Source organism: Mesorhizobium sp. M0772, assembly GCF_040320135.1.
Taxonomy (GTDB): Bacteria; Pseudomonadota; Alphaproteobacteria; order Rhizobiales; family Rhizobiaceae; genus Mesorhizobium.
The window spans coordinates 30,011-46,618 of sequence record NZ_JAMYPB010000017.1; the positions used below are offsets into that span (position 1 = coordinate 30,011).

The window sequence follows — 16,608 nt, forward strand, 5'->3', positions numbered from 1 at the left end:
AGTCTTGCTTTTTGGGGCCGGTCGGGAGGCGCCAGATTGGGGCTGGTGTGGGAATGGATGCAGGCGTTGATCTGCTGCGGATCGAGGATGTTGGCATCTCTTTTGCCATTGTCGGGGGACCGTTGCATGCCGTCAGGCGGGCAAATCTTCGCGTCCTGCCCGGCAAGGTCACCGCGCTTGTCGGTGAGTCCGGTTCCGGAAAATCGGTTCTCAGCCAGGCCGTGATGGGCATCTTGCCGAACACGGCCCATGTTCGCGGCCGTATCCTGTTTTCCGATCCCAAAAAGCCCGGCACGACGCAGGATATCCTGCAGATGCCGCGAGACGGACCCGAAATCCGGGCGTTGAGAGGCAGCCGCATCGGCAAGATCTTTCAGGAGCCGATGACATCGCTGTCGCCGCTGCACACGATCGGCAACCAGGTCAGCGAATCCCTGCAGATTCATACGCACATGGACCGGACGGAGCGCAAGGCACGGACCGAGGAAATGCTCGGCCTCGTCGGGTTTCCCAATCCCAAGCGCGCCTACGACATGTATCCGTTCGAACTTTCGGGAGGATTGCGGCAACGCGCCATGATCGCCATGGCGCTTATCTGCCGGCCCGCTCTGTTGATCGCCGATGAGCCGACAACGGCGTTGGACGTCACCATCCAGGCGCAAATCCTGCAATTGCTTCGTGGACTCCAGACCAAGCTCAACATGGCAATGCTGCTGATCACACACGACCTCGGCGTGGTTGCCAATGTCGCCGACGAGGTGGTGGTCATGTACCATGGCGAGATCATGGAAGCGGGCCCTGTGGAGGCAATATTCCGCCGGCCAGGCCACCCTTACCTGAAGGGCCTGATGGCAGCCGTCCCGCATTTCGACCTGAAGCCTGGCGAAAGGCTGAAGGCGCTCCGCGAGGTGCCGGTGAATGTCGGGACCCTGCTGGGCAAGCAGACGGCGCCGGAAGCGAAGGGGCCGGACGACATTCTGCTGTCGGTCAGGGATCTGAAAAAGGTCTACACCATCCGCAACTCCGGATGGTTCGGCGGGAGCCATCAGACCTCAGTTCGCGCCGTGGACGGCGTCAGCTTCGACATCAGGCGAGGTGAGTGCCTGGGCCTGGTTGGCGAAAGCGGCTGCGGCAAAACCACCGTCAGCAAGATCCTGATGCGGGCCGTCACCCCTACCGGCGGCTCCGTGATCTTCAACGGCCGCGACGGACCGATCGACGTCCTGGAAGCCGAGGGAGACGCCCTGCGCTTGCTGCGGGCGAAACTCCAGATGGTTTTCCAGGATCCGGTCTCGTCGCTTTCGCCACGCATGACAGTGGAAAACATCTTGAGCGAGCCGCTGGAAATCCATCAACGTGGCAATGCCGCGTCCCGGCTAGCCACGGTCAAGAGCCTGATGCAGGCAATCGGGCTCGATCCGCGCTTCATCCAGCGCTATCCCCACAGCTTCTCCGGCGGGCAGCGTCAGCGTATCGGCATTGCGCGCGCCTTGGCGCTGGGGCCTGAACTGCTGATCTGCGACGAGCCGGTTTCGGCGCTCGATGTCTCCGTGCAGGCGCAGATCCTGAACCTTCTGAAGGACCTGCAGAAGGAACTGGGCCTGACCTACCTGTTCATATCCCACAATCTGGCGGTGGTGGACTACATGGCGGACCGCATCGCGGTGATGTGCGGCGGGCGTATCGTCGAGCTTGCACCGCGCGAAATTCTGCTCAGGAAACCGATCCACCCCTACACGCGCTCGCTGCTCGCCGCAGTCCCCTTCCCCGATCTCGACCGGCCGATGGATTTCAAGACGCTGAAGCTCGGCGGGGCTTCCGACACCAGCGCATGGGGCCCGCAATTCCGCGACGAGGGCGAAGAGGATATGCTGTCGCCGCTCGATCTCGGCGGCGGCCATCTCGTGCTGGCCCGACGTTCGGCCGATGTCAGCGAGTTACGCCATTGATCAGCCGCCGCACTGTCCTTGGTCTCATGGCTTCGGCATTTCTGCCGGGCATGGCGCGTGCCGGCGATCTGGAGCCGGATTTTCTTCAGCCGCAGCTGAAAGCCAGGGCTCTGCCGCCACTCGCGGAGCGCCTGCCCAAGAGCCCGCGCGCGTTGAACCTCGCCGCGATGGGCCGGCAGCCCGGCCAGTATGGCGGCACGCTGCGTACGATCATCGGCAGCCAGAAAGATATCCGGATGATGACGATCTACGGGTATTCCCGGCTGGTCGGCTATGACGAGAAGCTTAACTTTCAGGCCGACATTCTCGAAAGTTTCGACGTGAAGGACGATCGCGTCTTCACGTTCAAGATTCGGGAAGGCCATAAATGGTCAGACGGCAGCCTGCTGACGCCGGAGGATTTTCGTTATTGCTGGGAAGATGTCTGGCTGAACGATGAGCTTTCGCAAGGGGGGCTCGCCCCTGCCCTGCTGGCGGACGGCAAGCCGCCACGTTTCGAGATCGTCGATCCGTTGACAGTCCGCTACAGTTGGGACGCGCCCAATCCCGACTTCCTGCCCAAACTCGCCGCTGCTTCGCCGACACCGCTTGTTTTGCCGGCCGCCTATCTCAAGCAGTTCCATAAGAAATATCAGGATCCATTCCGGCTCGCCGGCCTGATGAAGGAGAACCGGACCGCAAAATGGACGCTCCTGCACATCCGCATGTCGCGGCAGTATCGCCCGGAGAACCCGGATCTGCCGACACTCGACCCTTGGCAGAACCGGACCAAGCCGCCGGCCGAGCAGTTCATCTTCGAGCGCAACCCGTTCTTTCATCGAACAGACGAGAACGGCCGGCAACTGCCCTATGTCGACCGGATCATCATGAATGTCAGCTCGTCGGCGATCATCTCCGCCAAGACCGGTGCGGGCGAGAGCGACCTGCAATGCATGGGAATCGACTTCAGCGATTACTCCTTCCTGAAGGACGCGGAGAAGCGCTACCCGGTGAAGATGCATCTGTGGAAACGCACACAGGGTTCGCGGCTGGCGCTCATGCCCAATCTGAATTGTGCCGACCCGGTGTGGCGTGGCCTTTTGCGTGACGTGCGAGTGCGCCGCGCCCTTTCGCTCGCTGTGGACCGGCGCGAGATCAACATGGCCGTCTTCTACGGATTGGCGCAGGAAAGCGCCGACACGGTCTTGCCGGAGAGCCCGCTCTACCGGCCGGAATTCGCGAAAGCCTGGGTCGCCCACGATCCCGACCAGGCCAATGCCCTGCTTGACGAGGTCGGGCTTCAGGCCCGTGACGATGACGGCCTGCGGCTACTTCCCGATGGACGCCCGGCGCAGATCATCGTGGAAACGGCCGGCGAAAGCACGCTGGAAACCGATGCGCTCGAACTCATCACCGATCACTGGCGCAAGATCGGCATCGCTTTGTTCATCCGGACTTCGCAGCGCGACATCTTCCGCAGCCGCGCGCTTGGCGGCCAGATCCTGATGTCGATGTCGTCGGGCATCGACAATGGCGTGCCGACCGCCGACATGAATCCATACCAGCTGGCCCCCACCATCGACGACCAGCTGCAATGGCCGCTCTGGGGCGCTTACTATCTGTCGCATGGCAAGATGGGTGAGGCGCCCGATGTTCCTGAAGTGGTCGAGTTGATGGCTTTGCTCAAGCGCTGGAACGGATCGACCCAATCCAGCGAGCGCGCCGAAATCTGGAACTCGATGCTGTCGATCTACACCGATCAGGTGTTCTCTATCGGTACGGTGAACGAAACACTTCAGCCGATTCTGGTATCCTCGCGGCTGCGCAACCTGCCTGACAAAGCACTCTACGGCTACGACCCGACCTCCTATTTCGGTGTCTACATGCCGGACACATTCTGGCTTGGAGGCTCCTGAGCGTGCTTCGATATCTTGTCTGGCGCATCGCCGTGATGGTTCCAACGCTGCTGGTCATATCGGCGCTGGTGTTCACCATCATCGAACTTCCGCCGGGGGACTATTTCGACAGCTATGTCGCTGAGCTTCGGGCCCAGGGCGAAGCGGTGGATTCCGACCGCATCCAGATGATGCGCAAGGAATATGGTTTCGACCAGCCGCCGGTCATTCGCTACTTCTACTGGGTGGGCGGGATGCTGCACGGCGATTTCGGCTATTCCTTCGAATATGAGCTGCCGGTTCGCGACGTCGTCGGCGACCGAATGTGGCTGACCGTGCTGGTTTCCTTCGTCACGATCATCTTCACCTGGCTCATCGCCTTTCCGATCGGCATGTACTCCGCCACGCATCAATACAGCTGGGGCGACTACGGCCTTACTTTCTTCGGCCTTCTCGGCCTTGCCGTTCCGAATTTCATGCTGGCGCTGATCCTGATGTATTTCGCCAACATCTGGTTCGGCACCTCCATCGGCCATCTCATGGACCAGCAATATCTCGGCGAGCCGATGAGCTGGGCCAAGGCGAAGTCGATCCTCGCCCATCTCTGGATCCCGGTCCTGATCATCGGCACCGGCGGCACGGCGAGCATGATCCGGCGGCTGCGCGCCAATCTGCTCGACGAACTGCACAAGCAATATGTCGTGACGGCGCGCGCCAAAGGCCTTCATCCGTTCAAGGCGCTGGTCAAATATCCGCTGCGCATGGCGCTCAACTTCTTCATTTCCGACATCGGCTCGATCCTGCCGGCCATCATCTCCGGCGCTGAGATCACGGCTATCGTTCTGTCTTTGGAAACGACCGGGCCGATGCTGATCAAGGCGCTGCAAAGCCAGGATATGTATCTGGCAGGGTCATTCCTGATGTTCCTCGCCTTCCTGACGGTTATCGGCGTGCTGATTTCCGACCTGGCGCTGGCGCTGCTTGATCCACGAATTCGTTTGCAGGGTGGCAGCACCAAATGAAGCAGGACTCGCCGCTGCCCGCTCCGGGTGCTCCACTGCAACACTACATTTGCAGCGCGCCCTTCGATCTGCAGTCGGTCGAGGCGATGACGCCGGAGCAATCGAAGGTCTTTCAGGCATCGCAGTTGCGGCTGATGTGGTGGAAATTCCGCAAACACCGGCTTGCGCTTATATCCGGCATATTCCTGGCAGTGCTGTATTTAGGGATACTGATCTGCGAGTTTCTGGCGCCCTACAATCTGCACTCGCGCAACATGGACTACATCTATGCGCCGCCGCAGCACGTGCACCTGTTCCACAATGGCGAGTTCGTCGGGCCGTTCGTCTATGGCCGCCAGATGACGCTGGATATGGACACGCTCAAGCGGAACTACATCGAGAACCACGACGACGTTCAGCGGCTCCGTTTCTTCTGCCAGGGCGACACTTATCGGTTCTGGGGCCTGATCGAAGGTGACAGGCATTTTGTCTGTCCTGCCGAAAACGGGCAGCTGTTTCTGGCCGGCACCGACAGGCTGGGGCGCGACGTGCTCTCGCGCATGATCTATGGCGCACGCATTTCACTGACTATCGGCCTCGTCGGCATCAGTTTCAGCTTCCTGCTCGGCATCGTCATCGGCGGGCTGGCCGGCTATCACGGCGGTATCTTCGACCTGATCGTCCAACGGATAATCGAAGTCCTGCAATCGATTCCCAGCATTCCGCTATGGCTGGCCCTGGCGGCGATCATGCCGATAACCTGGAGTCCGATCCTGATCTATTTCGGCATCACCGTCATCCTCGGGCTGCTCGACTGGACCGGACTGGCGCGGGCCGTGCGTTCAAAGCTTCTGGCCTTGCGCGAGGAGGATTACGTTCTGGCCGCGCAGTTGATGGGCGCCGGGAGCAGCCGCATCATCAGGCGGCATCTCATTCCCGGCTTCATGTCGCATCTGATCGCGACGGCGACGCTCTCCATCCCTGGCATGATCCTGGGCGAAACGGCGCTGAGCTTCCTCGGGCTCGGCCTGAGGGCGCCGATAACCAGCTGGGGCATCCTGCTCACCGAGGCGCGCAGCGTCAGCGTGATCGCGTTCTATCCATGGCTGCTTTTGCCGATGCTGCCGGTCATCCTCGTCATCATGGCGTTCAACTTCCTCGGCGACGGCTTGCGGGACGCCGCAGACCCCTACAAGTGATATCGCTGTTCCACCGCGCGGCCTGCCGAACACTCCACCCGGTATGACGCTTGTCGGCGGCCGGTTGCGTTATTGCAGGGTTCGTCGTTCGCCTTTATATGCAGCAAGCCTCGATCGGGGCTGCTGGTTCAGGACACACAATCGCATATGAGTCGCCTCGATAATTTCATCAGCAGGATGACCGCGCAGCGCGACATTCTCAATCGAATCTGCCCCGAGGTGGCGAAGATGGAGGGGCTTGTGCTTGAACTCGGCCTCGGCAATGGCCGGACATTCCACCATCTGCGCGAGCTTCTGCCCGGGCGCCGGATCGTGGTGTTCGACCGCGAAGTTGGCGCGCACACTAGCTCAATTCCCGAAGCTGAAAACCTCGTGCTCGGCGAAATACGCGAGACGGGCCGCAAGTTCATTGGCATCGAAGCCGCCCTTGTTCATGCCGACATTGGCACCGGCTATGACGATCGCGATGCAGTGACCGCTACCTGGCTTCCCGATCTGATTGCGAGCCTGCTTCGCGTCGGCGGCTTCGCGGTCAGTGGCACGCCGCTCGATCACCCGCTGCTGCAACACCTCCCGGCGCCCACTTCGGAGCCCGCCGGCCGTTATTTCCTCTGCAAGCGCGTGTGAGCGGTAGAGAACTCTTCAGGGGATCGTATAAACCGCAATCTCCCGCTCGATGCCGCGCAGCGAGACCTCGTGCGGCACGGGCGTCAGCGCGTTCCTGTGCAACAGATCGGCGGTGAGATTATCGTCGACCACCGCACGCGTGGCGAAGATCGCCTGTGCGTTGGCGAGGTTCTGGACCCGCGAAGCAATGTTGACCGTCTGGCCGAAATAATCCTGCCGCTCGTTCATGGACACGGCTATGCAGGGGCCGGCATGAACACCGATCTTGAGCAGAAGGTCCTCGCGCCCGCTTTTGTCATTGAGCGCCCGCATGGCGTCGCGCATCCGCAGCGCCGCGGCAATCGCACGGTCAGGCGTCGCGAAGGTCGCCATCACCGCATCGCCGATCGTCTTCACAACCGCGCCTGCCTCCGCCGCGACGATCTCGTGCAGAACCTGGAAATGCTCGCGCACGAGATCGAAGGCTGAAAGATCGCCCACCCGCTCGTAAAGCTCGGTCGATCCGCGCAGATCGGTGAACAGGAAGGTCAGGCTGGTGATCTTCAGGCGCTGGTTGATGTCGAGCGTATCCGTGCGATAGAGATCCCGGAACGTCTGGTTGGTGAGCAGGCGCTTGGCGGTCACGAAGGGCCGGCGCTTGCCCAGGAAATCATGCAATACCGGGCAGGCGATGAAGACCGTCGGCAGCACGCGCGTGTCGGTCCTGTTTTCCAGCGAAATGCGCAATGGGCCGGGTTGCATCTCCAGCGTCTGGCTCTGGACATGGTCGCGGTCGAAGGCCAGAGAGAGGTTTCGCCGCTCTTTTGCCGGTTCGCCCTTCGCGTCGATGAACTGGGCCGAATGCGTGACCGGCTCGAAGACGATGATGAATTGGGGCGGAAGCTGGATGTGCAGAACCGCCTTTTCACCGGGCGCAAGCTCGATATCTTCCAGCGAGAACGCTTCCATCTTTTCCGCCAGATCCTCGTCCGGCAGATCGGCCCCGGACGCCCAGTAGATCTGGCGGTAATATTCCACCAACGGCAGTTCGTGTGGATTGTGGGCGGCAATCCTGCGCACGCGGGGACTGACGGTGAATGTCACCTCGACCATCTCGTCGAGGGTCGGCGAATAGCCCTGGGAGCACAGCGCGCAGGTGTATTCGTCCTTCTGCATGGTTTTCAGCGTGGCGTTGGTGTCGAGCACGCCGCCACAGCCGGGGCACAGAACATTCCAGGAAATGTCGAAGATGCCCACCCGCGCCGCATGGAGAAAGGCGCTTATGGTGCGTTCCTCGTCGAGGCCATGCTTGCTGGCGAAGGCGAGCGCATTGATGCGGCAAAGTTCGCGGTCCTTGCCCTCGGCGATGGTTTGCCGGATTGCGTCGATTGCCTGCGGATCGACATCGGTCGATTGCCGCAGAAGCGAGAACAGATCCTGAGCTTCGGTCATCGTGCAGGCTCCGGAAATTGCGCCGCTAGAGCATGATGCCGAAAAGTGTGAAGCGGTTTTCGGACGACATCATGCTCTATTTCCTGATTTAGAGGCGGATTCAGATTTCAGGTCGGACAGACCTGAAATCATCCGGCTCTAGGCGTGTTGGCCGGACCGATCTTCGACCCGAACGCTCCATCATACTGCGAAACGGACCGTACGGCCATTCGAATGGACAAGCCTGGTGACAGGTCAATTTCCATTTGTTGAATTCCAAACTATGATAGCCCATGGGGCATTCATCTCTGGGGTTTTCTCCATGCCGACACGCGACAACCCGCCATTTCCGGCGGCCCTTCGCCTTTTCTCGGCGGGGGTCATCATCGTCCTGATCGTTGGGGCCGGCCTGTTTTTCGCGCCTGCGCTGGTCAAGCCGCGCTGGCCCTGGGCCGTCACGCCGTTCAATGCCCGCTTCCTCGGCGGCTTCTACACCGCCGAAATGGCAGTGATGGCGGTGCTGCTGGTCTGGAATCGCTGGTCGCCCGGCAGGCTTGTGCTGGTCATGGCCTTCATCTTCACCGTCATCGTGTCGGCGGCTTCGTTCATCAACCTTGGCTATTTCAACTTCGAGCGCAAAGCCCCCTGGCTATGGTTTCTGGTCTATCTTGCGTCGGCCGCTGTATCCGCGCTGTTCCTGTGGCGGGCAAGGGCCCGCCCTTCTGCAAAAGGCGTGATCTTAAACCCCGCATGGCGCGCCTACCTACCGGTGGAGATGGCGATCCTCGGGCTCTACGGCGTCGGCCTGTTGCTGTTTCCCCTGACATTCGGTGGCTTCTGGCCGTGGCCGATCGATGCCTTCCACGCCCAGGTCTACAGCGCCATCTTCCTGGCGGGTGCCGGCGGCACCTATCTCGTCTGGAGAAGTGCGCCGCGCGAGGAACTGCTGGTGCTCGGCCTGGCGCAGTTTCTGGTTGGCCTGCTTGCTGTTCTTGGCCTCTTCATCACCGACGCCGCCGTGCACCGGATCGACTGGACGGCGGCCGGGACATTGTGCTGGCTCGCCCTTTTCGGCTGGATCGGCATCAGCGGTATCCTCAAACTCTGCGCCGCCCACCGGCATTTTGCCGCGCAATCGGCATAGGTCGCAGAGACGGCTGGATTTTCAGGTGACGTCCGGTGCATCGTGCCGGGCATATTGCCTCTGTCCTTTGTTCTGACGCAATTCCGGACGGAAAACCGCTCACACTTTTCCTGGAATTGCTGTAGCCGGAAAAGCCATGACCAGCACGCCACCCCTAGAGAAAATCCAGCCGCAGCTCCGGGCCGTCCGGCCAAGCGATGCCGAGGCGCTTTGCGCTATCTTCAATATGCCGGGCTTCCGCTGGGGCACACTCAGGATGCCATTCGAGATGGTGGAGCAGGTGGAGCGGCGCATCGCCAAGTCCGGCCCGGAAACCACCTGGATCGTTGCCGAGTCGGACGGCAAGGTTGTCGGCCATGGCAGCCTGGTCGCGCAGGGTTCGCCGCGCCGCTCGCATATCGGCGAGATCAATATCGGCCTTGACGATGGTTTTGTCGGCAGAGGCATCGGCTCTGCCATCCTAGGCGCGCTGCTTGACGTGGCCGACAATTGGCGCGCCCTTAAGCGGGTCGAGTTGACTGTCTATGCCGACAACGAACCGGCCATCCGTCTCTACACAAGCCATGGCTTCGAGGTCGAAGGCCGGCATGTGAAGGCCGGTTTTACCGACGGGCAGTACCACGACCTCCTGAGCATGGCCCGGCTGCGGTTCTGATGACCACCGTCCCTGCCCTTGCCCCTCCGGTGGACATTTTGGCCGTGCTGTCGCTGCTCTGCCCCGAGGTCGTGCGTGACATCGAGCAGAACTGGAATGCACCGGTTTCCGATTATGCCCGCCATCTGTGGCGGCCGGTGGCAAGGCCTGGATCGGCCCCGTCGATTGCTGCCCGCTCGATCCTGCGCGACGTCCTGCAGCAGCGCCTCGGTGCGATCATGCAGCCTGAAGCGATCGGCAAGGCCCTCGACGAATTCGACCACAGACCGGTTATCCAGTCCGGCCTGCACTGCCTGCTTCTGATGGATCGCATCACCTTCGATGCCCTGCTGCTTGCCTGGCTCGGCGCGGTCGAAAACAGGCTGTCGGCTTTTTTCGGCTTCATGGGAACGACCATGACCATGGAGACAACCGGCCGGGAGGGGCCGGGATGGCTCGATGTCGGCGACGACAAGGTCAATTTGTTTGGCATGGGGCGCCACAAACTGTGCCGCAAAAGCGCCTGCGCGGCCGGTCCCGTCGCCCTCAACGGGCGCGCGCTCGAAACGGTGGGCAATGAGACGGATGCCAGAAGCTGGCTGGGCACGCTGCTTGCCAGCCAGGACAAGGTGTTTGCAACCGCCGCCGATGCGCTGACAGAACTCAACGAGGATCTGGTCGCCGATTGGGATCGTTCCGGCATGGCTCGGCCGGTTTTCATCGATGATAGGCTGGCCGCGACTGTCGTGTCGCGGCATCTGGAAGATGAAGGCAGCCTTCTTTCCAGGCTGCTCCTCGAGCCCGCAAGGCGCCGGCGTCTCGACCATGCCTTGCAAGAAGCCGCATCGGGCCCATTTGGCAGGTTCCTGCCCAATGCCACGGACTATTTCTGGGGCATCCGCGAGCAGCGCGTGCGCAAGCTCGTCCTCGAGAAGGGGCGGCTGATCGAGCCTGACAGGCCGCATGGTCTTTCCATCCCGTTCGAGCGGCCGCATCTCCAGCAGGCACTGCTGGACGGCCTGCTTTTGCCGGACTTGTTCCTGATGTTCCTTGCCCTTGCCATATTGCCGCGCGTGCGGGTTGTGGGCGGCCTGAGACAGATTGGCTATGTCGCGCTTTTCCACTCGATCCTGCTGGCTGCGCTGGATGAAAACGCGCCAGAAGAGCGCGATCTGGCCGCCGAGCTGCAGGTTCGGGAAAATGCCTGGGGCATGCGGGTCATCGATGAAAAGATCTCGGTCCGCGAGCAGCTTGCCGGCCTGCCGGAAGGGGCGCTCTTCCCGGACCTGCTGCGGCAATACCGGTTGCGGACATTTGCCGAGACGACCGACGACCTGAAACCGGTTCGCGAAAACGCCCGATGGTGCAAGATCGGCCGGGCCTCAGGCCTCTGATCCGGCCGGGCTTTAGCCCGTCATTGCACCAAGCCGGCCTTGCGGAGCCCCTCGACCATCAGTTCGAAATCGGCAGGGTTCTTGTAAGGCAAGACCTTGCGACGATGTTCCAGCGAATAGGCGGGATTAACGCGAAGCAGGTCCTGCCATGCCGCATGGGCCTCCTCCAAACGGCCCAGATGGCCGTAGCATGCGGCCAGAAGCGCACGCGAGACGTCGGTGACAGCGTTGCGAGCCAGCCGTTGCAGCAAGAGGTCGACGGCCTCTTCGTACCTTCCCAGTTGAAACGATGCCAAAGCCTGGAAGTGCAGAAGCACATCCGGGAAGTATGGATTCAAGGTCTTTCCCCGGGCGAAACTCTCTAGCGCCTCCGCGGATCTACCCGAATAATACAGCGCCTCGCCGCGGGCGACGTGCGCTTCGGCGAAGTTCGGATTGAGAGCTATCGCGCGCTCGACCTCGCCGATGGCTTCATCGTGCCGCCGTGTGTAAAGCTTGGCCGATGCCAGCGCCCAGTGCGCCCAGGGATCGCTGTCATCCAGCGTTACCGCTCGCGTTGCTGCCTCTTCCGATTGCGCCATCGAGTCCGACGCACCCCACCTGTTGAGGTAATCGAGCCCGTACGTGAGGGCTAGGAAAGCGTGGGCAGAGGCAAATTTCGGGTCCAGTTCGATGGCCCGCTGCAAGAGCTCGCGGGCCGCGACGTTCGTGTCCTTCGTCAGCCGGTGCCACAGCTCTCGGCCCCGCAGGAAACAGTCATACGCCTCCGGGTTGCGCTGGTGTTCGGGTGCCAGCCGCAGACGGTCATCCTCGGTCAGATTGAGCGCCAGCGCACCGACGATGTGCTGCGTCACGTCATCCTGCACGGCGAATATGTCGGTCAGATCGCGATCGAACCGCTCCGCCCAAAGATGGCCGCCTGAAATTGCATCGATGAGCTGCGCGGTGATGCGTACCTTGTTCCCCGACTTGCGTACGCTGCCTTCAAGGACATAGCGCACGCCGAGCTTCGTGCCGACATCCTGCACATGGACGTTCTGGCCCTTGAAGATGAAGGACGAATTGCGAGCGATGACGAAGAGCTGTGACAGTTTGGACAGCGCCGTGATGATGTCTTCGGAGATGCCGTCGGCGAAGTAGTCCTGTTCGGCATCACCGCTCATATTGGCGAACGGCAGCACGGCGATCGACAGTTTCGGCGGCGCTGCCGCAGCCGGAGGGCTCGTCGCGGTTTGCGAGGTCGCGGCCGCCTTGGCCCCGGCGCCGACTTGCAGCGAATAGACCCGGATCGGCTCGGCGATGTTCTTGAGCTGTGTGCTGCCGAGATCGCTGACCGAGAGGTCAAGCCTGGCCTTGACCTGGCGATAGGCATCCTCGGACAGGCAGATGGCGCCGGGCGCCGCAACGCCCTCCAGACGCGAGGCGATGTTGACGCCGTCACCCATCAGATCGCCATCGCTCTCTTCGACCACATCGCCCAGATGGATGCCGATCCTGAACTCGATGCGGCGCTCCTGCGGTACGCCGGCATTGCGCTCAACCATACCGTTTTGAATCTCAACGGCGCAGCGCACGGCATCGACCACACTGCGAAACTCAACCAGTGCCCCATCTCCGGTACGCTTGATAACCCGCCCGTGGTGCACTGCAATGATCGGATCGATCAGGTCGCTGCGCAGTGCCCGCAACCGCGCCAAGGTACGATCTTCGTCCGCGCTCGCGAGCCGGCTGTATCCGACCACATCTGCAGCCAGGATTGCGGCCAGCTTACGGTTCTCGCTCATGGGTCGCCTCCTCATCTCCATCATAGCAGGAAGACGGCGGGACGAGGGAATTTTCGCAAATCACGGCCACGCGGCCGCCCGTATCGGCAGTGCTCCACCGCCGAACCCAGACCGATGCCCATTTGCGCTGCCGCTTGCCGGTTGACGACTATCGGTTCATCCTTGTGAATACCCCGGCCGTGACGAGCGTGGCGAGATCACGCGTCATGGCCCAAGGTCAAAGAGATAGAGCATGATGTCGTCCGAAAACCGCTTCACACTCTTCGGCATCATGCTCTGGTGAGGTGTCCATGAACTGCTCGGGCTGCGGTTTCGAGATCGAGGGCGGTTACGCCTTCTGTCCGAAGTGTGGCCGCCGCCAGCCCGTGCCATGCGCCAGTTGCGGCTACGCCTGCGCACCTGATTTCGAATTCTGTCCTAAATGTGGGGCAAGCGTCGGTGCGTCCGCAAAAGCTGCCGAACGGCCTGCTCCGACACCAAGCCGCACCATTGCGCAGCCCTCTCGAGCTCCGTCGCCGAACATCGAAAGCGAAGAGGGGCCGCATTCCGTCTCCGACGCCGATCGACGAACGGTAACGGTGCTGTTCGCCGATCTCTGCGGCTTCACGACACTCAGCGAGCAGCTCGACCCCGAGGTCATGCAGGCGCTGCAGAACGAACTGTTCAAGGAATTGACGGCGGCCGTGCAAGGCTTTGGTGGTTTCGTCGACAAATTCATCGGCGACGCTCTGCTCGCCTTGTTCGGTGCGCCGGTCGCGCATGAGGACGATCCGGAACGTGCGCTTCGAGCCGCTCTCGACATGATCGCCCGGACGGCGCGGCTCGGTGAAAGCACCCGCCACTCCGGCTCGCCGCTGCTGCTCCACATAGGCATAAACACGGGTCCGGTCGTTACTGGCGGATTGGGCATCGGCACCGCCAAATCCTATTCGGTGACCGGCGACACGGTGAATACGGCGCAACGCCTGCAATCGCTGGCTGCACCGGGTGAGGTGCTGGTGGGCGAACTCACGCACAGGCTGACCCGGCATGCCTTCTCGTACGAGTCGCTGGGCGATGTCGTCTTTCGCGGCAAGGCTGGCAGTGTGCTCGTCCACCGACTGGATGCACCGCTTGCGGCGCCGCGTGCAGCGCGCGGGCTCGAGGCGCTCGGCCTCAGTGCGCCCATGATAGGTCGTGATGCGGAGCTCAACAGAATGCTGGCGAGCCTTGACTTGGCGTGCGGCGGCTCGGCCCAGCTTGTCCGCCTCGTCGGCGAAGCCGGTATCGGGAAGTCGCGGTTGGTGAAGGAGTTCGTCGCCCGCGTCGGCGACGAGGATCGTTTTCGCAACGTCGCCGTGCGGCAGGCCACGTGCTCACCGCTGGGTGAACAATCATTTGGCGCCCTGGGTGCAGTGGTGCGCAGCGCTGCCGGGATGATGCAAAACGACAATGGGGACGAAATGCGGGGCAAGCTCGCAGCCTTGCTTGCCGATCTCGGCCTGCAGGGCGAGGAGGCGAAGCGGCTGATGCCTTTGCTCTACCATGTGCTTGGCCTCGGCGACCCCGATGCCACCTTGCAGCATGTCGAGCCCGAGCAGCTGCGGCGGCAAATTCTCTACGCGGTCCGCACAATCATGGAACGGCGGCTTGCGTTGTCGCCGCTGTTGATTGTCGTCGAAGACCTGCACTGGGCCGACTCCGTCTCGCTCGAGGCACTGCGTTTCGTGATGGACAGACTGGAACGCACGCGGCTGATGTTGCTGGTCACGCATCGTCCGGCGTCGGACAACGACCAACTCGACTCAAGTCGGGTCAGCCACACAGCGCTCAGGCTTTCGCCGCTCGACAGCGATGACGGACGCCGCCTGGTGGCGGCGCTTTTCGGCGAGAGCTGGGTAAACGCCGCAGGAGGGCTTCTCGACCAGATCCTCGAGCGCGCGGGCGGCAACCCGCTTTTCTTGGAGGAGATCGTTCGCGGCCTTATCGATCGCGGTGTATTGGTGCGCGAGGGCCAGCAATGGCGGACCGTGGCAGGCGAAGTCGCAACCGGCATCCCCGCCACGATCCAGGCAATGTTGCTTGCTCGCGTCGACCGGCTGCCGCAAGAGGTGCGCCGGTTGGCCCAGGAAGCCGCGGTAATCGGCCCGCGCTTCGATGCCACGCTTCTGAAAGCCGTGGCAGCCGACCCCGGCCGACTGGAAGCGGGCTGCGAACTGCTTTGCGATGCGGAAATCATCGAGGAAGTTGCCGGATCAGGCTCGGTCTCGTCGCAAAGCTACCGCTTTACGCAAACATTGCTGCAGGACGTGATCTACCAGAATCTGCTCCTGCAACGCCGGACCGACATCCACCGCCGGGTAGGTGCCGCCCTGGAGCAACTGTGCGGCGACAAGCCGGAACGGTTCGAGGATCTGGCCGTGCTCGGTCATCATTTCGCTCAGAGCGCCGAGCGGGAGAGGGGCGCGCATTACCTGCAGGCGGCGGGAGATCGCGCTCGCATGATATACGCCAATGACGACGCCCTTCGTTTCTACGAGCGAGCACTGACTGCGTTGGGCGCGATCGGGCAAACACCGCTCAAACTGGCAATTGCAGAGCGCATTGCCGATTTGAGCGGCCCGGCAGGCCGCCGCGAGATTGCACACCGCCACTACGAGGCGGTGCTGCAGGCCTATCGCGAGTCAGCCGATCGTGTCGCGGCGGCGCGCGTTTTGCGCAAGATCGGTCGGCTGTTTTGGGACGTGGGCAAGCGGGACGACGCGGAATCGCGCTACGCTGAAGCGGCAGCGCTCCTCGATGGAGCGGATGCCCCGATCGAGCAGGCGCATCTCTGGCAAGAACGTGGCCGACAGGCGTTCCGCAGCGGAGATCACACTCTTGCGGCAAAATGGGCAGACGCGGCGCTGGATTGCGTACGCTCTCTGACAACGGAACATGTCTCCGATGATGCCACCCTCGTGACCGCCGAGGCACTTAATACCAAGGCTGTTGCGCTGGCTCGCCTTGGGCGAAACCATGAAGCCGTGCGTGAGGTTGAGCGCAGCATTGAATTGGCCGAAGCCGCCGGTCTGCTGGGCGCGGCCTGCCGCGGCTACACCAATCTCGGGGTGCTCTACACGACCATCGATCCGGCGAAGGCGATGGAGGTCTGTCGGCGCGGTCTTGAAGTGGCGCGCCGTATTGGCGATTTGGGTTTCCAGGCGCGCCTCCTCGCCAATCTGGCGGTAGCTTGTTGTACTTTCACGGATCGCTGTCCAACGGAGGGCGTGCCTGCTGCCGAGAAGGCCATCGAGATTGACCGGGCGCTCGACCAGCGCGAGCACCTGCCAGTGCCGTTGATCGTGCTTGGGCAGATCCACCAGTGCAACGGCCATCCGGAACTGGCGATCGGCTTGTTCCACGAAGCACTGGAGGTAGCCCGCGAAACGGGCGAGCCCCAACTTCTGTTTCCGTGCTATGATGGACTCGCAACGCTTAATCTCGACCTCGACAATCTGGCCGAGGCCGAACGCAACTTTTCCCTGGCGCAGGGTATATGCGCCCAGCACGGGCTCGACCCGGAAGCGCTTGTGGTGCTGCCTTTTCTCGACTAGCCGGGATAGGGGGTTGG

11 protein-coding genes are annotated in these 16,608 nt (G+C 62.0%); 9 read left to right on the forward strand and 2 right to left on the reverse strand.

The window, feature by feature from the left end; translation table 11 throughout:
- Positions 1–53: 53 nt before the first annotated feature.
- The 5 genes from NKI06_RS13975 (at position 54) to NKI06_RS13995 (ending at position 6,650) form a co-directional block, all read left to right on the forward strand.
- On the forward strand, positions 54–1,949 hold the full coding sequence (locus NKI06_RS13975; RefSeq protein WP_023710305.1) for an ABC transporter ATP-binding protein: 1,896 nt from the start codon (positions 54–56) through the stop codon (positions 1,947–1,949).
- The gene (locus NKI06_RS13980) at positions 1,946–3,844 is read left to right on the forward strand and encodes an ABC transporter substrate-binding protein (protein WP_352985814.1); all 1,899 of its coding nucleotides are present in this window, start codon (positions 1,946–1,948) and stop codon (positions 3,842–3,844) included. The genes NKI06_RS13975 and NKI06_RS13980 overlap by 4 nt, the downstream gene beginning before the upstream one ends.
- Positions 3,845–3,846: 2 nt before the next feature.
- Positions 3,847–4,845 (forward strand): ABC transporter permease, encoded by a 999-nt coding sequence (locus NKI06_RS13985; RefSeq protein WP_352498838.1) that lies wholly within the window; start codon positions 3,847–3,849, stop codon positions 4,843–4,845.
- Positions 4,842–6,023, forward strand: coding sequence for an ABC transporter permease (locus NKI06_RS13990; protein WP_352498837.1), 1,182 nt, complete (start codon positions 4,842–4,844; stop codon positions 6,021–6,023). Before NKI06_RS13985 ends, NKI06_RS13990 begins: the two co-directional genes overlap by 4 nt.
- 147 nt (positions 6,024–6,170) lie before the next feature.
- Entirely contained in the window at positions 6,171–6,650 is a 480-nt protein-coding gene (locus NKI06_RS13995; RefSeq protein WP_352985875.1) for a class I SAM-dependent methyltransferase, read from the forward strand.
- Positions 6,651–6,665: 15 nt separating this feature from the next.
- Here the strand turns inward: NKI06_RS13995 and NKI06_RS14000 are convergent, their stop codons facing one another.
- Positions 6,666–8,081 (reverse strand): adenylate/guanylate cyclase domain-containing protein, encoded by a 1,416-nt coding sequence (locus NKI06_RS14000; protein WP_023685078.1) that lies wholly within the window; start codon positions 8,079–8,081, stop codon positions 6,666–6,668.
- Positions 8,082–8,382: 301 nt separating this feature from the next.
- Here NKI06_RS14000 and NKI06_RS14005 point away from each other — a divergent pair, with 301 nt between their 5' ends.
- From NKI06_RS14005 to NKI06_RS14015, 3 genes are all read left to right on the forward strand, one after another.
- Positions 8,383–9,204 (forward strand): hypothetical protein, encoded by an 822-nt coding sequence (locus NKI06_RS14005; protein ID WP_023745922.1) that lies wholly within the window; start codon positions 8,383–8,385, stop codon positions 9,202–9,204.
- Between the two features lie 136 nt (positions 9,205–9,340).
- A complete protein-coding gene (locus NKI06_RS14010; protein WP_023672131.1) occupies positions 9,341–9,859 on the forward strand; it encodes a GNAT family N-acetyltransferase in 519 nt (172 codons plus the stop codon).
- Positions 9,859–11,232: a hypothetical protein gene (locus NKI06_RS14015; RefSeq protein WP_031193181.1), complete on the forward strand. Its 1,374-nt coding sequence runs from the start codon at positions 9,859–9,861 to the stop codon at positions 11,230–11,232. Before NKI06_RS14010 ends, NKI06_RS14015 begins: the two co-directional genes overlap by 1 nt.
- Before the next feature lie 20 nt (positions 11,233–11,252).
- On the opposite strand, the gene NKI06_RS14020 is transcribed toward NKI06_RS14015, so the two are convergent.
- Positions 11,253–13,016, reverse strand: coding sequence for an adenylate/guanylate cyclase domain-containing protein (locus NKI06_RS14020; protein ID WP_023745924.1), 1,764 nt, complete (start codon positions 13,014–13,016; stop codon positions 11,253–11,255).
- Positions 13,017–13,306: 290 nt separating this feature from the next.
- Here NKI06_RS14020 and NKI06_RS14025 point away from each other — a divergent pair, with 290 nt between their 5' ends.
- Positions 13,307–16,591, forward strand: coding sequence for an adenylate/guanylate cyclase domain-containing protein (locus tag NKI06_RS14025; RefSeq protein WP_352985817.1), 3,285 nt, complete (start codon positions 13,307–13,309; stop codon positions 16,589–16,591).
- Positions 16,592–16,608 lie beyond the last annotated feature (17 nt).